Origin of the sequence: Pantoea sp. UBA5035 (genome assembly GCF_002415245.1) — a bacterium.
GTDB lineage: Bacteria > Pseudomonadota > Gammaproteobacteria > Enterobacterales > Enterobacteriaceae > Pantoea > Pantoea septica.
The window spans coordinates 61,810-76,977 of record NZ_DICD01000007.1; the positions used below are offsets into that span (position 1 = coordinate 61,810).

A 15,168-nucleotide genomic window follows, 5' to 3' on the forward strand; every position below is an offset into this window, starting at 1 on the left:
GATGACAGCGCAATTTTATCAGCAGATCCGCCAGCAGCTGGATACGGCACACCGGGAAGGGTTGTTTAAGCAGGAGCGCATTATTACCTCCGCGCAGCAAACCGATATTGAGGTGGGCGAGCAGCAGGTCATTAACTTCTGCGCCAACAATTACTTAGGCCTGGCAAACCATCCGGCGCTGATTCAGGCGGCGAAAGAGGGCATGGAAACGCACGGTTTCGGCATGGCATCGGTGCGCTTTATCTGCGGCACGCAGGACACGCATAAGCAGCTGGAGAAAAAGCTGGCGGCGTTTCTCGGCATGGAGGATGCCATTCTCTATTCCTCCTGCTTCGACGCCAACGGCGGCCTGTTTGAAACGCTGCTCGACGCGGAAGACGCGATTATTTCCGACGCGCTCAATCACGCTTCGATTATCGACGGCGTACGGCTCTGCAAGGCGCAGCGCTATCGCTACGCCAATAACGATATGCAGGCGCTGCGCGCCTGTCTGGTTGAGGCGCGGGAGAAAGGCGCGCGCCATATTCTTATCGCCACCGACGGCGTCTTCTCTATGGACGGGGTGATCGCCAACCTGCGCGGCATCTGCGATCTCGCCGACGAGTTCAATGCGCTGGTGATGGTAGATGACTCCCATGCGGTGGGCTTTGTCGGCGCGGCCGGTCGCGGCACGCATGAATATTGCGACGTCATGGATCGCGTCGACATTATTACCGGCACGCTGGGCAAGGCGCTGGGCGGCGCTTCCGGTGGCTATACCGCCGCTCGCGCCGAGGTCGTCGAATGGCTGCGCCAGCGCTCGCGTCCCTATCTCTTCTCTAATTCGCTGGCGCCGGCAATCGTTGCCGCTTCCATCCGCGTGCTTGATCTGTTGAGCGAGGGCGACGGTCTGCGACAGCGCCTGTGGGACAACGCCCGCTTCTTCCGCGAAAAGATGACGGCGGCCGGTTTTACCCTGGCGGGCGCCGATCACGCCATTATTCCCGTCATGCTGGGTGAAGCGAGCGTGGCGCAGGAGTTCGCCCGTTTGCTGCAGCAGGAAGGCATTTACGTCACCGGCTTTTTCTATCCGGTGGTGCCGCGCGGCCAGGCGCGTATCCGCACGCAGATTTCGGCGGCGCATACCCAGCAGCAACTGGAGCGCGCGGTCGAGGCCTTTACCCGTATTGGACAACAGCTTGGCGTAATCGCCTGAGGAGCTCTGTATGAAAGCGTTAGCCAAACTTCACGCCCAGGAAGGCATCTGGATGGTGACCGATGCGCCGATCCCGGAGCCGGGCCATAACGATTTGCTGATCAAGATCCGTAAAACCGCCATCTGCGGCACCGATATCCATATCTACAACTGGGATGACTGGTCGCGCAAAACCATTCCGGTGCCGATGATCGTCGGACATGAGTATGTCGGCGAAGTTGTCGCTATCGGCCAGGAAGTACGTGGCTTCAGCATCGGCGATCGCGTTTCCGGCGAAGGGCATATTACCTGCGGACACTGCCGCAACTGTCGCGCCGGCCGCACCCATCTGTGCCGCAATACCATTGGCGTTGGCGTCAACCGACAGGGCTGCTTTGCCGAGTATCTGGTGATCCCCGCCTTCAACGCCTTCCGCATTCCCGACAATATTTCCGACGAGCTGGCCGCGATTTTCGATCCCTTCGGCAATGCGGTGCATACCGCGCTGTCGTTCGATCTGGTGGGCGAAGATGTGCTGATCTCCGGCGCCGGCCCTATCGGCATTATGGCGGCGGCAGTGTGTAAACATGTCGGCGCGCGCAATGTGGTGATCACCGACATCAACGACTATCGCCTTGAGCTGGCGCGCAGCATGGGCGTGACGCGCGCGGTCAACGTGGCGCATGAAGATCTGCGCGCGGTGATGCGCGAGCTGGGCATGACGGAAGGGTTCGACGTGGGGCTGGAGATGTCCGGCGCGCCGCCGGCGTTTCGTACCCTGCTGGAGGTGATGAACCACGGCGGGCGTATTGCGCTGCTGGGTATTCCGCCGGGCGAGATGGCGATCGACTGGAATCAGGTGATCTTCAAAGGGCTGTTTATTAAGGGCATCTACGGCCGCGAGATGTTTGAAACCTGGTACAAGATGGCGGCGCTGATTCAGTCAGGGCTCGATCTGACGCCCATCATCACGCACCGCTACGCTATCGATGACTTCCAGCAGGGCTTTGATGAGATGCGCTCTGGACGTTCAGGGAAAGTGGTGCTGAGCTGGGATTAAAAAAAGCCGCGTCGGCGGCTTTGGTTTATTGCTGCTGCTTCTCCGCATCCGTCAGGTAGCGCACCTTGCGGGTGTAGTCCTGACCTTTAAAGGTCAGCGGCTGGCGAGGATCGGCCAGATATTTTTGCCATTCGGAAAGCGGGAAGCCGCCGTGTGCGCCGACCACCTCTGGCGGTATGACGCCCGGCTTGCCGCCGATGCGCTTGGATACCGGCCAGTTCGCCCACTCGCCCAGATTGACGGTGCGCAGGTCGAGCAGATCCAGCAGGCACGCCAGCGGCAGCTGATCGGTCGGCGGCTGGCTGTCGTTCATTAATTTCCAGGTGTCGTCGAACAGCGTCAGCCAGAGCGGGCAGACGCGCTGCCAGGTCTGGCGCGTGGCCGCCAGATAGGCGCCGTTAACGTGATCTTCGAGGTAGGGACGCACGCTGAGCTGATAGTAGGCGGGAATCGTCTCCTGCGCCGCGCCGGCCAGTTTGGCAATCATCTTGCCCTGGCGAAAGCTGGAGTAAAAATGGCCGTCTTTCATGTGAATGTCAGGCATTTTAAGCAGGTTGAGATCGGAATCGATCATCAGGATCCCTTCGCCCTGCGCATGCAGCGGCGCCTGCATTTTTATCAGCCGGCTGCGATAAATTTGCTTGTAGGGATAGGCCTCTTCGCGATGCGGCACCTCCAGCGTCACAATGCGGGTTTTACGCGTCAGCTCGCCAAATGCGGCGGCGGGCTGGTCGCTAACGATAACGATCTCTTGCGCCGCCGTGGCAAAGCGCTCGGCAAACAGCGCGCTGAGCTTCGCTTCCTCAACGTAATCCTCCCCGGTACAGGGAATGACGATAGAGGTCACGGGGATGGTGCCCTGCACGTCGGACTGCGCGTAAGGCAGATTATGGCGTGCGCGCACGCGGCGAAAACGGGGATTGAGAAAGTTAAGCATGCTTCTTCCTTGTGACGCTTTTTAGAATGGTTTCCACGCCGTTTACATAGTTTTCAATGGCGTACTGCGATCGAACGCGCGCCGACGCGGCATGAGTTAATCGTTGACGTAAGGCCTCGTCCTGCCAGAGCGTGACGAGGTGCTGAGCTAACTGCGCCACGTCGCCATATTCGAACAGCAGGCCGGTGTCGTCAGGGCTGATTAGCTCCTCTGTGCCGACCACGCGTGAGCCTATCACCGCCGTATTGACCAGCATCGCTTCCAGCACCACGCGCGGCAGACCCTCGCTGCGGGAAGCCAGAATAAAGACGTCGAAAGCGGCGAGATAATCCAGCGCGTTATTCTGAAAGCCGGTAAAGATGACCCGATCGAGCATCGCCTCTCTGGCGGCCTGCTGGCGCAGCGCAGCAGCTTCAGGTCCATCGCCGACCACGATCATTTTCCAGTTTGCTTCGGGACAGGCCTGTTTGAAATGGCTCAGCGCCTGCAGAACATGGTGGTTCGACTTACGTAGGATCAGCGAGCCGATGGTGCCGAAAATAAAGGTCTCTGCCGGCAGGTTTAAGCGCTGGCGCACCTCTTTGCGGTCAGGCAACGGCTGGTGGATATCAATGGCGTTGGAAACGGTAAAACAGCGCGACGCCTCAACGCCGCCGTCACGTAAGGTCTGATTCACGCCGTGGGAAACGGCGATAACGGCATCGCACCCATCATTCACCATTTTCGCCAGGCGGGCATTCATCAGCGGCTCAATGCGACAGTGCTGTACCACGGCAATATCAAGATCCTGTGCGGCGAGGTAGCCTTCAACATTGGTGCTGGGCTGATTATTCATATAGAGCGTATCGTAGCGGCCTTGCTGCAGCAGCGCGCGCAGCTTGCGGGCATTTGGCCGGACGCGCCAGCGCGCGTCGATAGCGTCGACCGCCTCTTTTTTCAGGCGGCGATTGAAGAAAAGCAGGGCGCGTGCCGCTTCCTTAGCGAGCTTCGCCCAGCGGGGCTGCTTTCTCTGAGGAATAAAAACGACCGGTATAGCGATGGCGTTTAGCACCGACTCGATGGTTTCACCGTTGCCGCGCGCATAATTGTGGTAAAAGCAGCAGGTGATATCGAAAGCGTCGCGGTCGATGCGCTTAAGCAGCTCCAGCATGCTGTTGGTGCCGCCGCCCCATTCTCTGCCGTTATCCAGCAGCATAATCTTTTGTTTCGCCGTCCTCATCCTGACAGAAATCCTTATAACCGGTCTGCGTCGCTCGCACCGGATTATAGTGATTTCTGATCAGAAAAGAATGTTAAGGCTGAAACACCGCGTGAAATAGCGTGTTAAAAAAGCTGTTTCAGTCCTGTTACCACTACGCTCTGGCTCGCACTCTCCCACACCGCATCAAGCGCCCTGGTCGCCGGAACCGGCTGCGGCTGCACTTTACAAATGCCCGGCGGCTGGAAGCCCGGTTTATGCGGACGCGGCGGCTGCTGCGGTTTCGCTGGCGACGTCGTGCCGCGCAGCGGTTCGTTCAGCAGCTGGCTTGGGCGCACCAGCGTAATATCCGCAGGCAGCGTCGGCAGCATCTGCTGCAGCACGCGCACCGTATTGGGATGCGGATGGCCGATAGCGATGGCATAGCCGTCGCGCTGCGCCAGCTTCACGGCGCGCGTAAACTGCTGGCGAATCGCGTTGATATCCTGGCTGTCGTCCAGAAAGACGCGGCGCTTCAGCACCTTCACGTGCGTGCCTTGCGCGGCGGGCACCGACTGGCTGTTGCCAATGGTCATGCTGTCGAGAAAGTAAAAATTGTACTGATTAAGTGCCTGCATCATCTTTACCATGCCGGGCAGGCTGGAGGTCATTTTGCTGCCCATATGGTTGTTCAGACCGACGGCGTAAGGCACGCTATTGACCGCGCTGCGCAGGATGCGCGCGATCTCTTCGCTGCTCATCTCCGGCGTCAAGGTATCCTTCTCCAGCGGCTGTTTGCTGAGCGGCGCCATAGGGAGATGGATCAGCACCTCATGGCCGCTTTGATGCGCTTTCGTTGCCATCTGGCGCGCGCCTGGCGCATCAGGCAGCACCGCGACGGAGATCGCGGCGGGCATCTGCAGCACTTTGTTTTCTTCAGAAGGGCGATAGCCGAAGTCGTCAATAACGATGGCGAGTTTGCCGGCATGGGCGGCGCAGCTTAACAGCAGTCCGCCGATAGCGGCGGCGAGATGGCGACGTTGAAAAAACACTTATCTTCCTAACCACGGGAGTGGATTGACGGCCTGTCCCTGACGTCGGATTTCAAAATAGAGCGACGGCGTACCGCGTCCGCCGCTGGTGCCCACCAGGGCGATAGGCTGTCCTGCCTTCACCTGGGCGCCAACGCTGACCAGCGCGCTCTGGTTATAGCCGTAGAGACTCATATCTCCTTTGCCGTGCTCAAGCACCACGACGAGCCCGTAACCCTGCAGCCAGTCGGCCATCAGCACGCGCCCGTCGGCAATCGCTTTGACTTCGGCGCCTTCCGGCGCATCGATCACCAGCCCTTTCCAGCGCAGTTCGCCCTGAAGCTGTTCGCCGAAGCGATGTTCGATACGACCGCGCACCGGCCACAGCGCCTGGCCGCCTGCGCGGCCCAGACCGCCGGTTCGCGCCACCAGTTCGCGCTCGCTCTGGGTAGGCTGGTAGGTCGAGCCTTTGGCTTTCGCCTGCGCCTGACGCTGGCGCACTTTTTCCGCTTCCCGCGCCTCACGCGCCGCGCGCTCGCGCGCCTCGCGTTCGGCCCGGGCGATTTTGTCCTGCAGGCGGCTTTCGTTCTGCCGCATCTCCACCAGATCGGCCTGGTCTTTTTCCAGCGCGTTCTCCAGTTCGCTCAGCGTTTTCTTGCGCGCCGCGCTCGCCTGCTGCAGCTTCTCCTGCTGGCCTTGCTGCTGGGTCAGCAGCGTTTTTTGCTGCTGCTGTTTCTGCTCCAGCGACGCTTTTTGCTCACCCAGCGTCTGACGCGTTTTTTGCAGCGCGTCGATGCTCTGCTGGCGCGCGTCGTTGAGGTAGCCGAAGTAGGCGAGAATACGTTCGCTGCGCTGGCTCTCTTCGCCGCCCAGCAGGAGCTGCACGCCGTTATGCTTGCCCTGACGGAAAGCCGCATCCAGCTGCTGGGCCAGCAGGGTTTCCTGCTGCGCCTGCTGCTTTTCAAGCCGCGCGATCGAGGCGGTGAGCTGGCTGACTTCGCGGCTGAGCGCGTTCAGGCTGTTGCGGGTATCGCGCAGCTGACGGCTGGCCTGCGCAATGATCTTTTCCTGGCTCTGCAGCTGATCGAGCAGCTTGCTGCGCGCAAGCTTCTGCGCCTTAACGCTTTTCTCTTTTTCGGCGATATTTTGCTGAATGGATTTCAGCTGCGATTTGCTGTCGTCGGCGCTGTGCGCGGCGGCAGGCAATAACAGAACGCCCGCGCAGAGCAGGCTGAAGGAGAGAGTGGACAGGTGTGCAGGCAACGGGCGTTTCTTTCCGCTGTGACGAGTCCTTGTGGCTAAAACAGTCGCTTTTCCCTTCATAGGCCAGTGATTATTCCACGATGAACAGCCGCTTACCAGCGCAACGCCGCGGGATTTCCTTTTCCAAAGATGTCGGTATTAATCCTGATGCCAAATAAGGGTTGCGTCATTTTTGCCATACGGCAATTTTTTTTAGAAAATGACGCACAAATCGTAACTCTGGCCGCTTAGCGTCTGTACATGAGAAGTGGCGCAGGTATACTCAGAACCCTTGTTTTTAGCTTAATTAGCCCGGTCTGGAGTCTTTACCCCTCATGCAAGAAATTATGCAGTTTGCAAGCAATCACACCATCCTCAGTCTGGCATGGGTCGTTTTACTGGTTTTGGTGATTGTGACCACCTTTAAAGGGATGTTTTCTAAGGTGAAAGTTATCAGCCGCGGCGAAGCGACCCGCCTGATTAACAAAGAAGAGGCGGTAGTAGTGGACGTGCGGTCGCGTGACGATTACCGCAGAGGACATATTTCGGGCGCGCTGAACGTTGCGGCGGCGGACATCAAAAAAGGCAGCTTCGGCGAGCTGGAAAAGCATAAAGCTCAGCCCATAATTGTGGTGTGCGCCACCGGCCAGAGCGCGAGCGAGCCGGCTGAAAAACTGAGCGCCGCCGGCTTTAGCCAGGTGACCGTTCTGAAAGACGGCATCAGCGGCTGGAGCGGAGACAACCTTCCGCTGGTGCGCGGAAAATAACATCTACCGAGGTACGTAACATGGCTAATGTTGAGATTTACACCAAGGCGACCTGTCCTTTCTGCCACCGGGCGAAGGCGCTGTTGAGTCAAAAAGGTGTGTCGTTTCAGGAGATCCCTATCGACGGGAACGCCGCGAAACGCGAAGAGATGATCAAACGCAGCGGCCGCACCACCGTGCCTCAGATTTTCATTGACGCGCAGCACATCGGCGGCTGCGACGACCTTTACGCGCTGGACAGTCGTGAAGGATTAGATCCGCTACTGCAGGCGTAAGAGCGGCGCAGGATTTTTCAACTCACAGGACTTAGTCAGATGTCAGAACAAAACACCAACGAAATGCAATTCCAGATTCAACGCGTTTACACCAAAGACGTTTCTTTTGAAGCGCCGAACGCGCCGCAGGTTTTCCAGAAAGAGTGGGAACCGGAAGTGAAGCTGGATCTGGATACTGCGTCATCACAGCTGGCTGACGAAGTTTATGAAGTGGTGCTGCGCGTGACCGTGACCGCCAGCGTTGGCGAAGAAACCGCATTCCTGTGCGAAGTGCAGCAGGCGGGCATCTTCACCATCAGCGGCATCGAAGGGACGCAGATGGCGCACTGCCTGGGCGCTTACTGCCCGAACATCCTGTTCCCGTACGCGCGCGAATGCATCACCAGCCTGGTGTCTCGCGGCACCTTCCCGCAGCTTAACCTGGCGCCGGTAAACTTTGACGCGCTGTTCATGAACTACCTGCAGCAGCAAGGCGAAGGTGCCGAACCACATCAGGATGCCTGATGACTACACACGCTTCGATTAGCGTCATCGGTGCCGGCTCTTACGGCACCGCTCTGGCCATTACCTTAGCCCGCAACGGCCATCCCGTGCTGCTGTGGGGACACAATCCCGCGCATCTGGCGCAGCTGCAGGCCGAACGCTGCAACAGCGCTTTTCTCCCCGACGTGCCTTTTCCCGACAATCTTGAGCTTGAGCCCGACTTAGCCCGCGCCATTGCGGCCAGCCGCGATTTGCTGGTGGTGGTGCCGAGCCATGTGTTCGGCGACGTGCTGAAGCAAATCAAACCGCATCTGCGTTCTGAGTCGCGCATCGTCTGGGCGACCAAAGGGCTGGAGAGAGAGACCGGAAGACTGCTGCAGGATGTGGCGCGTGACATCCTCGGCGACGCGACGCCGCTCGCGGTAATCTCCGGGCCGACCTTTGCCAAAGAGCTGGCGGCAGGCCTGCCAACCGCGATCGCGCTGGCGGCGACCGATGCCACTTTCGCCGACGATCTGCAGCAAAAGCTGCACTGCGGCAAGAGTTTCCGCGTTTACAACAATCCTGACTTTATCGGCGTGCAGCTTGGCGGCGCGGTGAAAAACGTCATCGCCATCGGCGCGGGCATCTCCGACGGCATCGGCTTCGGCGCTAATGCGCGTACCGCGCTGATTACGCGCGGCCTGGCGGAAATGAGTCGTCTCGGCGCCGCGTTGGGGGCCGATGCCACCACCTTTATGGGCATGGCCGGCTTAGGCGATCTGGTGCTGACCTGTACCGATAATCAGTCGCGCAACCGTCGTTTCGGCCTGATGCTGGGCCAGGGCGAAGAGGTGGATAACGCGCAACGCATTATCGGACAAGTTGTAGAAGGCTATAAAAACACCAAAGAAGTCAGGGCTTTGGCTGAGCGTGTCGGCGTTGAAATGCCGATTACCGAGCAAATCTATCAGGTGCTCTATTGCGGAAAACCGGCGCGAGAGGCAGCATTGAGCCTGTTAGGCCGTACAAGGAAGGATGAAAACGGTTCAGGCTGATGCGGGATGCGCAGCATAGTCACCTGTAGCGCCATTCAGGCGCTTTTTTTTTTCGGGAGAAAACTGCAATGTCGTCTGATGAGTTAGAACTGGTCTGGAACAACATCAAAGCGGAAGCGCGCGCGCTGGCCGATTGCGAGCCGATGCTGGCCAGCTTTTATCATGCGACTTTGTTGAAACACGAAAATCTCGGCAGCGCCCTGAGCTATATGCTGGCCAACAAGCTTGCCAATCCCATTATGCCCGCTATCGCCATTCGCGAAATCGTTGAAGAGGCCTATCGTCAGGATCCTTCGATGATCGCCTCGGCCGCGCTCGACATCCAGGCGGTGCGCCAGCGCGACCCGGCGGTAGATAAATACTCTACGCCGCTGCTCTACCTGAAAGGCTTTCATGCGCTGCAGGCCTATCGCATCGGCCACTGGTTATGGAACGAAGGGCGTCGCGCTTTAGCGGTCTATCTGCAAAACGAAATTTCCGTCTCCTTCGCCGTGGATATTCATCCGGCGGCGAACATCGGCCACGGCATTATGCTTGACCACGCCACCGGCATCGTTATCGGCGAAACGGCGGTAGTAGAGAACGATGTCTCGATCCTGCAGTCGGTGACGCTGGGCGGTACCGGCAAAACCAGCGGCGATCGCCATCCGAAAATCCGCGAGGGCGTGATGATCGGCGCAGGGGCGAAGATCCTCGGCAATATTGAGGTCGGGCGCGGTGCGAAGATCGGCGCAGGCTCGGTGGTTTTGCAGCCGGTGCCGCCGCATACCACCGCCGCAGGCGTGCCGGCGCGCATCGTCGGCAAACCGGCGAGCGACAAACCCTCAATGGACATGGATCAACACTTCAACGGCACCGTGCCGGGTTTTGAGTTTGGCGACGGGATCTAACTGAGCCGCGCGCCTGCGTAATCAAGCTGGCGCCAGGCTTCATACACCACCACCGATACCGCATTCGACAGATTCATGCTGCGGCTCTCCGCACGCATCGGGATGCGAATTTTCTGCGCAGGCGGCAGCGCGTCGAGGATCTCGGCGGGCAGTCCGCGGCTCTCCGGGCCGAACAGCAGATAGTCGCCCGCCTGGTAGCTTACCGCGCTGTGCGCTGGCGTTCCCTTGGTGGTCAGCGCAAACAGCCGCGCGGGCTGCTCGTCGCGCAGAAACGCCTCATAGCTTTCATGCTTCTGAATCGCGGTAAATTCGTGATAGTCGAGACCGGCGCGGCGCAGCCGTTTGTCGTCCCATGCGAATCCGAGCGGCTCAATCAGATGCAGCCTGAAGCCGGTATTAGCGCAGAGGCGAATAATATTGCCGGTATTCGGCGGGATTTCTGGTTCAAATAAGACGATGTTAAGCATAAGGCCCCCGATAACAGGGGCCGAAGCATAGCAAATTATTGGCGGCTGGAGGAGTAGAGCGGCAGCCAGAGCGTCAGGCGCAGGCCGCCGAGCGGGCTGTCGTCGGCCTTCACCCAGCCGCGGTGCTGCTGGATGGCGGTTTCGACAATCGCCAGACCGAGCCCCGTGCCGCCTGACTCGCGGTCGCGCGCCTCATCGGTGCGGTAGAAGGGACGGAATATCTGCTCGCGATCTTCCGGGCTGACGCCCGGGCCATCATCGTCGACATGCACCGTCAAGCCGCTGATATCCACCGAAAAGCTGACGCTGATATGCGAGTGCGAGTAGCGCAGCGCGTTGCGTACGATATTCTCCAGCGCGCTCTCCAGCGCATGCGGGTTGCCGTAAAGCGGCCAGGGGCCGGGCGGATAGGGCACGTCGAGCTGCTTGCCCATCTGCTCGGCTTCAAACTTCGCGTCTTCCAGCACGTCGTTCCAGAGCTGATTCGCTTTCATCGCCTCGCTGACCAGCGCGTTCTTGTGCTGGGTACGTGACAGCACCAGCAGATCGTTGATCATGCCGTCCAGACGCTGCGCTTCCATCTCGATACGCTCCAGCTCTTTACCTTCGCCGTGACGGCGGCGCAGCAGCGCCGTGGCCAACTGCAGACGCGTCAGCGGCGTGCGCAGCTCGTGGCTGATATCTGACAGCAGACGCTGCTGCGAGGTCATCATGCGCTCGAGCGCGCTCACCATCTGGTTGAAGCTGGAACCGGCGGCGAGAAACTCCTGCGGTCCCGATTCCAGTTCCGGATGCTGGCGCAAATTACCGCTGGCGACTTCATCCGCCGCGTATTTCAGCTTGCGTGCCGGACGCGCCAGGCTCCACGCCAGCCACAGCAGCAGCGGCGAACTGATCAGCATGGTGACGATCAGCAGCAGCAGCGGCCGGTCAAACAGCAAATTGATAAAATCGAGCTGCGAGCTGGTCGCCGGTCGAATCAAGTAGAGCTGATAGTTATCTTCGCCGTCGCGCACCGCGAAGGGGCCGACCATTTCGATACGGCCATACTTCTTTTTCTGCGGATGATCGGCATTGTCGGACTGTCCGATAAAGTTGCGGATCACCTGCATTTCATTATGCTGCGCGCCAATGACGCGGCCTTCGCTGGTAACCAGCAGCAGGCGCTGGCCCGGCGGCGCCCATTTGTCGATAGCGCGCGAGAGGCGGCGCCACCACATCAAGTCGTTGGGCGGATCCTGCGCCAGTTCCACTTCGACATGCTGTTCAATCATGGTGCCCTGGCGCTGCTCGCTATCGAGCAGCGAAACCATCTGGCGGGAATCCAGCTTAGGCACCATCAATACCAGCATCAACACCAGCGCCAGAGTTAGCCAGAAAATGGCGAAGATGCGGGTGGTGAGGCTGCCAATCATGAAGCCGAAACCATCAGGTAGCCGCGGCCGCGTAAGGTTTTGAACCAGGGATGGCCGTCGCGGCGCTCAGGCAGTTTGCGGCGCAGGTTAGAGATATGCATATCGATCGCGCGGTCGAACGGCGTCAGACGCTTGCCAAGCACCTCCTGGCTCAGATGCTCGCGCGAGACGACCTGGCCGAGATGCTGCGCCAGCAGGTAGAGCAGAGTGAACTCGGTGCCGGTGAGATCCAGCGTTTGATTGTCGAAACTCGCTTCCTGACGGCCTGGATTCAGGCGCAGGCAGTCCACTTCCAGCGTCGGCGAGCTGCTGTCGTGCTGCTGTTGCTGCTCGCTCCAGTTGGAACGGCGCAGAATCGCGCGTATACGCGCTACCAGTTCGCGATCGTTAAACGGCTTAGGCAGATAGTCATCTGCGCCCAGTTCGAGCCCCAGCACGCGATCCAGCTCGCTGCCGCGCGCGGTCAACATGATAACGGGCGTCTGATGTTGCTGGCGTAGCTCTTTCAGCGTGTCGATACCGTTCTTTTTCGGCATCATCACATCGAGCAAAAGTAGATCAATAGAGGTATCCAGCAGGCTTAACGCCTGTTCGCCGTCGCTGGCTACCACCACTTCAAACCCTTCCATTTCTAACAGTTCTTTAAGCAGCGAAGTCAATTCGCGGTCATCGTCAACCAACAGGATTTTATTCATTTTTTATTGCCCTCCGCAGGCAAAATACCGTGTTCCTGACTTGTCAATCCAACGCTTTACGTAGTTTTACACCCCCTGACGGATGTTTGCAGCTGTCGCCGTACACTGGTCCTCGTTGAATCGCAAAACGGAACGGACTGGAGTAAACGATGCGCACAGTAACCGCCGTCGTCATTGCCTCAGCGATGGTTCTCAATCACGCCAGCGCATGAGTGGCAGACACGACGACGATTGACGAAATGCATCACGGCGGATTGACGACAGGCAGTATGACGCAAAATCCGCAAAGCCACATGTTCGACGGCATCGAGTTGACGGAAGAACAGCGTCAACAGATGCGAGACCTGATGACGCAGGCGCGATATGAACGTTCCCCTGTCAGCATCGGCGATATCGAAAACATGCATGGTCTGATTACGGCGGACACTTTTAACGAAGCGGCTATCCGCGCCCAGGCTGAGAAAATCGCTCAGGCGCAGATCGAACAGCATGTCGAGATGGCGCGCATTCGCAACCAGATGTATCACTTGCTCACGCCGGCTCAGCAGGCCGCGTTGCAGAAGAATTACGAGCGGCGGCTTGCCGAGCTGCGCAAGCTCTCAAATTTGCAGTCGGCTTCATCGCTGCAAGCAGTGAGTAGTACCAGCAGTAACCAGTAACATAGTATCCCTGTTTTCCTTGCCATAGACACCATCCCTGTCTTCCCCGCCATGATGGCGGGGTTTTTTTTGCCTTTTTGCGCGTTTCCGGCCGTAGTGTCAACGTTGGCAGACCGATCTCGCTTCAGTATTAACACTTTATTTATGAAAGGCACTAACCCCTTAAATCTTCAGGCATTTAGCAAACTATTCTTCTTTGTCGTCTCGTTTATTTTTTATAAGGCATATGTTATGTCGTGAAAATATATCTACAAGCGAAACGGATTTAAATAAAAAAGCGAAGCGACGATTTATTTAAATATATGATAAGAAGAAACTAAGCTTTGCGATTATATTTAAATTTTATAAATATCAATAATTTAATTATTTTACCGTTTTCTTGAATTCTTCTGGCTTACCTCTACACTTAATTCTGTCGCAGCAAGGAAAGTGCACACCCCGGGAATTTAAATGGAGTGCAGTAACCACATTACGTAAACAATCTGAATATATTAACGGAGTAAGTTATGGCAGAACATCGTGGTGGTTCAGGCAATTTCGCAGACAACCCGCAAAAAGCCTCTGAAGCCGGTAAAAAAGGCGGAAAAAGCAGCGGCGGCAGCGGTAATTTCAAAAACGATCGTGAAAAAGCCTCTGAAGCAGGCAAAAAAGGCGGTCAGAACAGCCACGGCGGCGGCCGTAGCTCTTCCTGACGAGGTTAGAGCTTAGCGGTAAACCGTGCGTTTCCCATGCGGGAAACGGTACCCCGTCCTCTTTGAGGGCGGGGTTTGTTTTTTCTGGCATTCTGTCAGCTTTTTTCTTCTGATGACGCAGGGTTTATGCGCAGCGACAATCTGGATGTTAAACTTTAGCCATTACTTTGTTTCGGGTGCATGCCTGTAATGGCTGAGGGAGCACACTATGCAACCCACCTATGCTCGTCTGGTCAAGCGCGCGGCGCTGGCGGCGACGATCCTGGCGACCTGTCTGCTTATCGTCAAAATTTTTGCCTGGTGGTATACCGGTTCGGTCAGTCTGCTGGCGGGCCTGGTCGACTCACTGGTGGACATCGCCGCCTCGCTAACTAATCTTTTAGTCGTGCGCTACGCGCTGCAACCTGCTGACGCTAACCATACTTTTGGTCACGGCAAGGCGGAATCACTGGCGGCGCTGGCGCAAAGCATGTTTATCTCTGGTTCGGCGCTGTTCTTGTTTTTGACCGGCATTCAGCATCTGGCTTCGCCGAATACGCTGCGCGCGCCGCTGGTCGGGGTGGTGGTTACCGTGGTGGCGCTCTGTTCGACGCTGCTGCTGGTAGCGTTTCAACGCTGGGTCGTGCGTCACACGCACAGCCAGGCGATTCGCGCCGACATGCTGCACTATCAGTCCGATGTAGTGATGAACGGCGCTATTCTGATCGCCCTGGGCTTAAGCAGCTATGGCTTCGCTCGCGCAGACGCGCTGTTCGCGTTAGGCATCGGCGTCTACATCTTGTACAGCGCATTGCGGATGGGCTATGACGCCGTGCAGTCGCTGCTGGATCGCGCGCTGCCGGAGGAAGAGCACAATATCATTCTCGATCTGGCGCTGAACTGGCCGGGCGTGGAGGGCGTGCATGACGTGCGTACGCGTCAGTCGGGGCCGACTAAATTTATCCAGCTGCATCTGGAGCTTAATGACGATTTGCCGCTGGTGCAGGCGCATCGCGTAGCGGATCAGGTAGAGAAGGCGCTGCGTCAGCGTTTCCCCGGCTCGGACGTGATTATTCATCAGGATCCCTGCTCTGTGGTGCCGATTGAACAGCAGAATTCACCCGGCTTTTAACCGGATTGAATCAATTTAATCTATTTAAAATGACGAAGCGCTAACATTACTGCAAA

General features: G+C 57.9%; 16 protein-coding genes and 1 pseudogene. 10 read left to right on the forward strand and 7 right to left on the reverse strand.

Annotation, left to right across the window (positions count from 1 at the left end; all coding sequences use genetic code 11):
- The first annotated feature begins 1 nt into the window (after window position 1).
- Together B3229_RS04490 and tdh are read left to right on the forward strand one after the other, a co-directional pair.
- On the forward strand, window positions 2–1,195 hold the full coding sequence (locus B3229_RS04490; RefSeq protein WP_286869845.1) for a glycine C-acetyltransferase: 1,194 nt from the start codon (window positions 2–4) through the stop codon (window positions 1,193–1,195).
- A gap of 10 nt (window positions 1,196–1,205) precedes the next feature.
- Window positions 1,206–2,234 carry an L-threonine 3-dehydrogenase gene (tdh, locus tag B3229_RS04495; RefSeq protein WP_286869760.1) on the forward strand — a complete coding sequence of 343 codons (1,029 nt, stop codon included), beginning with the start codon at window positions 1,206–1,208 and terminating at the stop codon, window positions 2,232–2,234.
- Window positions 2,235–2,259: 25 nt separating this feature from the next.
- On the opposite strand, the gene B3229_RS04500 is transcribed toward tdh, so the two are convergent.
- The 4 genes from B3229_RS04500 to envC all read right to left on the reverse strand — a co-directional run bounded on the left by B3229_RS04500 (window position 2,260) and on the right by envC (window position 6,702).
- Window positions 2,260–3,171: a hypothetical protein gene (locus B3229_RS04500; RefSeq protein WP_286869763.1), complete on the reverse strand. Its 912-nt coding sequence runs from the start codon at window positions 3,169–3,171 to the stop codon at window positions 2,260–2,262.
- Complete coding sequence (locus tag B3229_RS04505; RefSeq protein WP_286869766.1) at window positions 3,164–4,390, reverse strand: glycosyltransferase; 1,227 nt, start codon at window positions 4,388–4,390, stop codon at window positions 3,164–3,166. The genes B3229_RS04500 and B3229_RS04505 overlap by 8 nt, the downstream gene beginning before the upstream one ends.
- Before the next feature lie 104 nt (window positions 4,391–4,494).
- The gene (locus B3229_RS04510) at window positions 4,495–5,400 is read right to left on the reverse strand and encodes a divergent polysaccharide deacetylase family protein (RefSeq protein ID WP_286869769.1); all 906 of its coding nucleotides are present in this window, start codon (window positions 5,398–5,400) and stop codon (window positions 4,495–4,497) included.
- Window positions 5,401–6,702, reverse strand: a complete 1,302-nt coding sequence (envC, locus tag B3229_RS04515; protein WP_286869772.1) for a murein hydrolase activator EnvC — start codon at window positions 6,700–6,702, stop codon at window positions 5,401–5,403. It abuts the gene before it with no gap.
- Between the two features lie 254 nt (window positions 6,703–6,956).
- On the opposite strand from envC, the gene B3229_RS04520 reads away from it, so the two are divergent.
- The 5 genes from B3229_RS04520 (at window position 6,957) to cysE (ending at window position 10,073) form a co-directional block, all read left to right on the forward strand.
- Window positions 6,957–7,388 carry a rhodanese-like domain-containing protein gene (locus B3229_RS04520; RefSeq protein ID WP_033754365.1) on the forward strand — a complete coding sequence of 144 codons (432 nt, stop codon included), beginning with the start codon at window positions 6,957–6,959 and terminating at the stop codon, window positions 7,386–7,388.
- 20 nt (window positions 7,389–7,408) lie between these two features.
- A complete protein-coding gene (gene grxC, locus B3229_RS04525; protein WP_033754368.1) occupies window positions 7,409–7,663 on the forward strand; it encodes a glutaredoxin 3 in 255 nt (84 codons plus the stop codon).
- Window positions 7,664–7,702: 39 nt separating this feature from the next.
- Entirely contained in the window at window positions 7,703–8,167 is a 465-nt protein-coding gene (secB, locus tag B3229_RS04530; protein ID WP_033754370.1) for a protein-export chaperone SecB, read from the forward strand.
- Window positions 8,167–9,183 (forward strand): NAD(P)H-dependent glycerol-3-phosphate dehydrogenase, encoded by a 1,017-nt coding sequence (gpsA, locus tag B3229_RS04535; protein ID WP_286869778.1) that lies wholly within the window; start codon window positions 8,167–8,169, stop codon window positions 9,181–9,183. The genes secB and gpsA overlap by 1 nt, the downstream gene beginning before the upstream one ends.
- 68 nt (window positions 9,184–9,251) lie before the next feature.
- Window positions 9,252–10,073: a serine O-acetyltransferase gene (gene cysE / locus B3229_RS04540; RefSeq protein ID WP_033754376.1), complete on the forward strand. Its 822-nt coding sequence runs from the start codon at window positions 9,252–9,254 to the stop codon at window positions 10,071–10,073.
- Here the strand turns inward: cysE and trmL are convergent.
- From trmL to cpxR, 3 genes are read right to left on the reverse strand one after another with little or no spacing between them, the layout of a single operon-like run.
- Complete coding sequence (trmL, locus tag B3229_RS04545) at window positions 10,070–10,540, reverse strand: tRNA (uridine(34)/cytosine(34)/5-carboxymethylaminomethyluridine(34)-2'-O)-methyltransferase TrmL (RefSeq protein WP_048782913.1); 471 nt, start codon at window positions 10,538–10,540, stop codon at window positions 10,070–10,072. The two genes, cysE and trmL, sit on opposite strands and share 4 nt — an antisense overlap.
- A 35-nt stretch (window positions 10,541–10,575) precedes the next feature.
- A complete protein-coding gene (gene cpxA / locus B3229_RS04550; RefSeq protein WP_096072346.1) occupies window positions 10,576–11,955 on the reverse strand; it encodes an envelope stress sensor histidine kinase CpxA in 1,380 nt (459 codons plus the stop codon).
- The gene (gene cpxR / locus B3229_RS04555) at window positions 11,952–12,650 is read right to left on the reverse strand and encodes an envelope stress response regulator transcription factor CpxR (RefSeq protein ID WP_033754385.1); all 699 of its coding nucleotides are present in this window, start codon (window positions 12,648–12,650) and stop codon (window positions 11,952–11,954) included. Before cpxR ends, cpxA begins: the two co-directional genes overlap by 4 nt.
- 149 nt (window positions 12,651–12,799) lie before the next feature.
- Here cpxR and cpxP point away from each other — a divergent pair.
- From cpxP to fieF, 3 genes and pseudogenes are all read left to right on the forward strand, one after another.
- Window positions 12,800–13,309: pseudogene (cpxP, locus tag B3229_RS04560) on the forward strand (cell-envelope stress modulator CpxP).
- A gap of 506 nt (window positions 13,310–13,815) precedes the next feature.
- Window positions 13,816–14,001, forward strand: coding sequence for a general stress protein (locus B3229_RS04565; RefSeq protein ID WP_033754389.1), 186 nt, complete (start codon window positions 13,816–13,818; stop codon window positions 13,999–14,001).
- Window positions 14,002–14,209: 208 nt separating this feature from the next.
- Window positions 14,210–15,112, forward strand: coding sequence for a CDF family cation-efflux transporter FieF (gene fieF / locus B3229_RS04570; protein WP_048782918.1), 903 nt, complete (start codon window positions 14,210–14,212; stop codon window positions 15,110–15,112).
- Window positions 15,113–15,168: the final 56 nt, after the last annotated feature.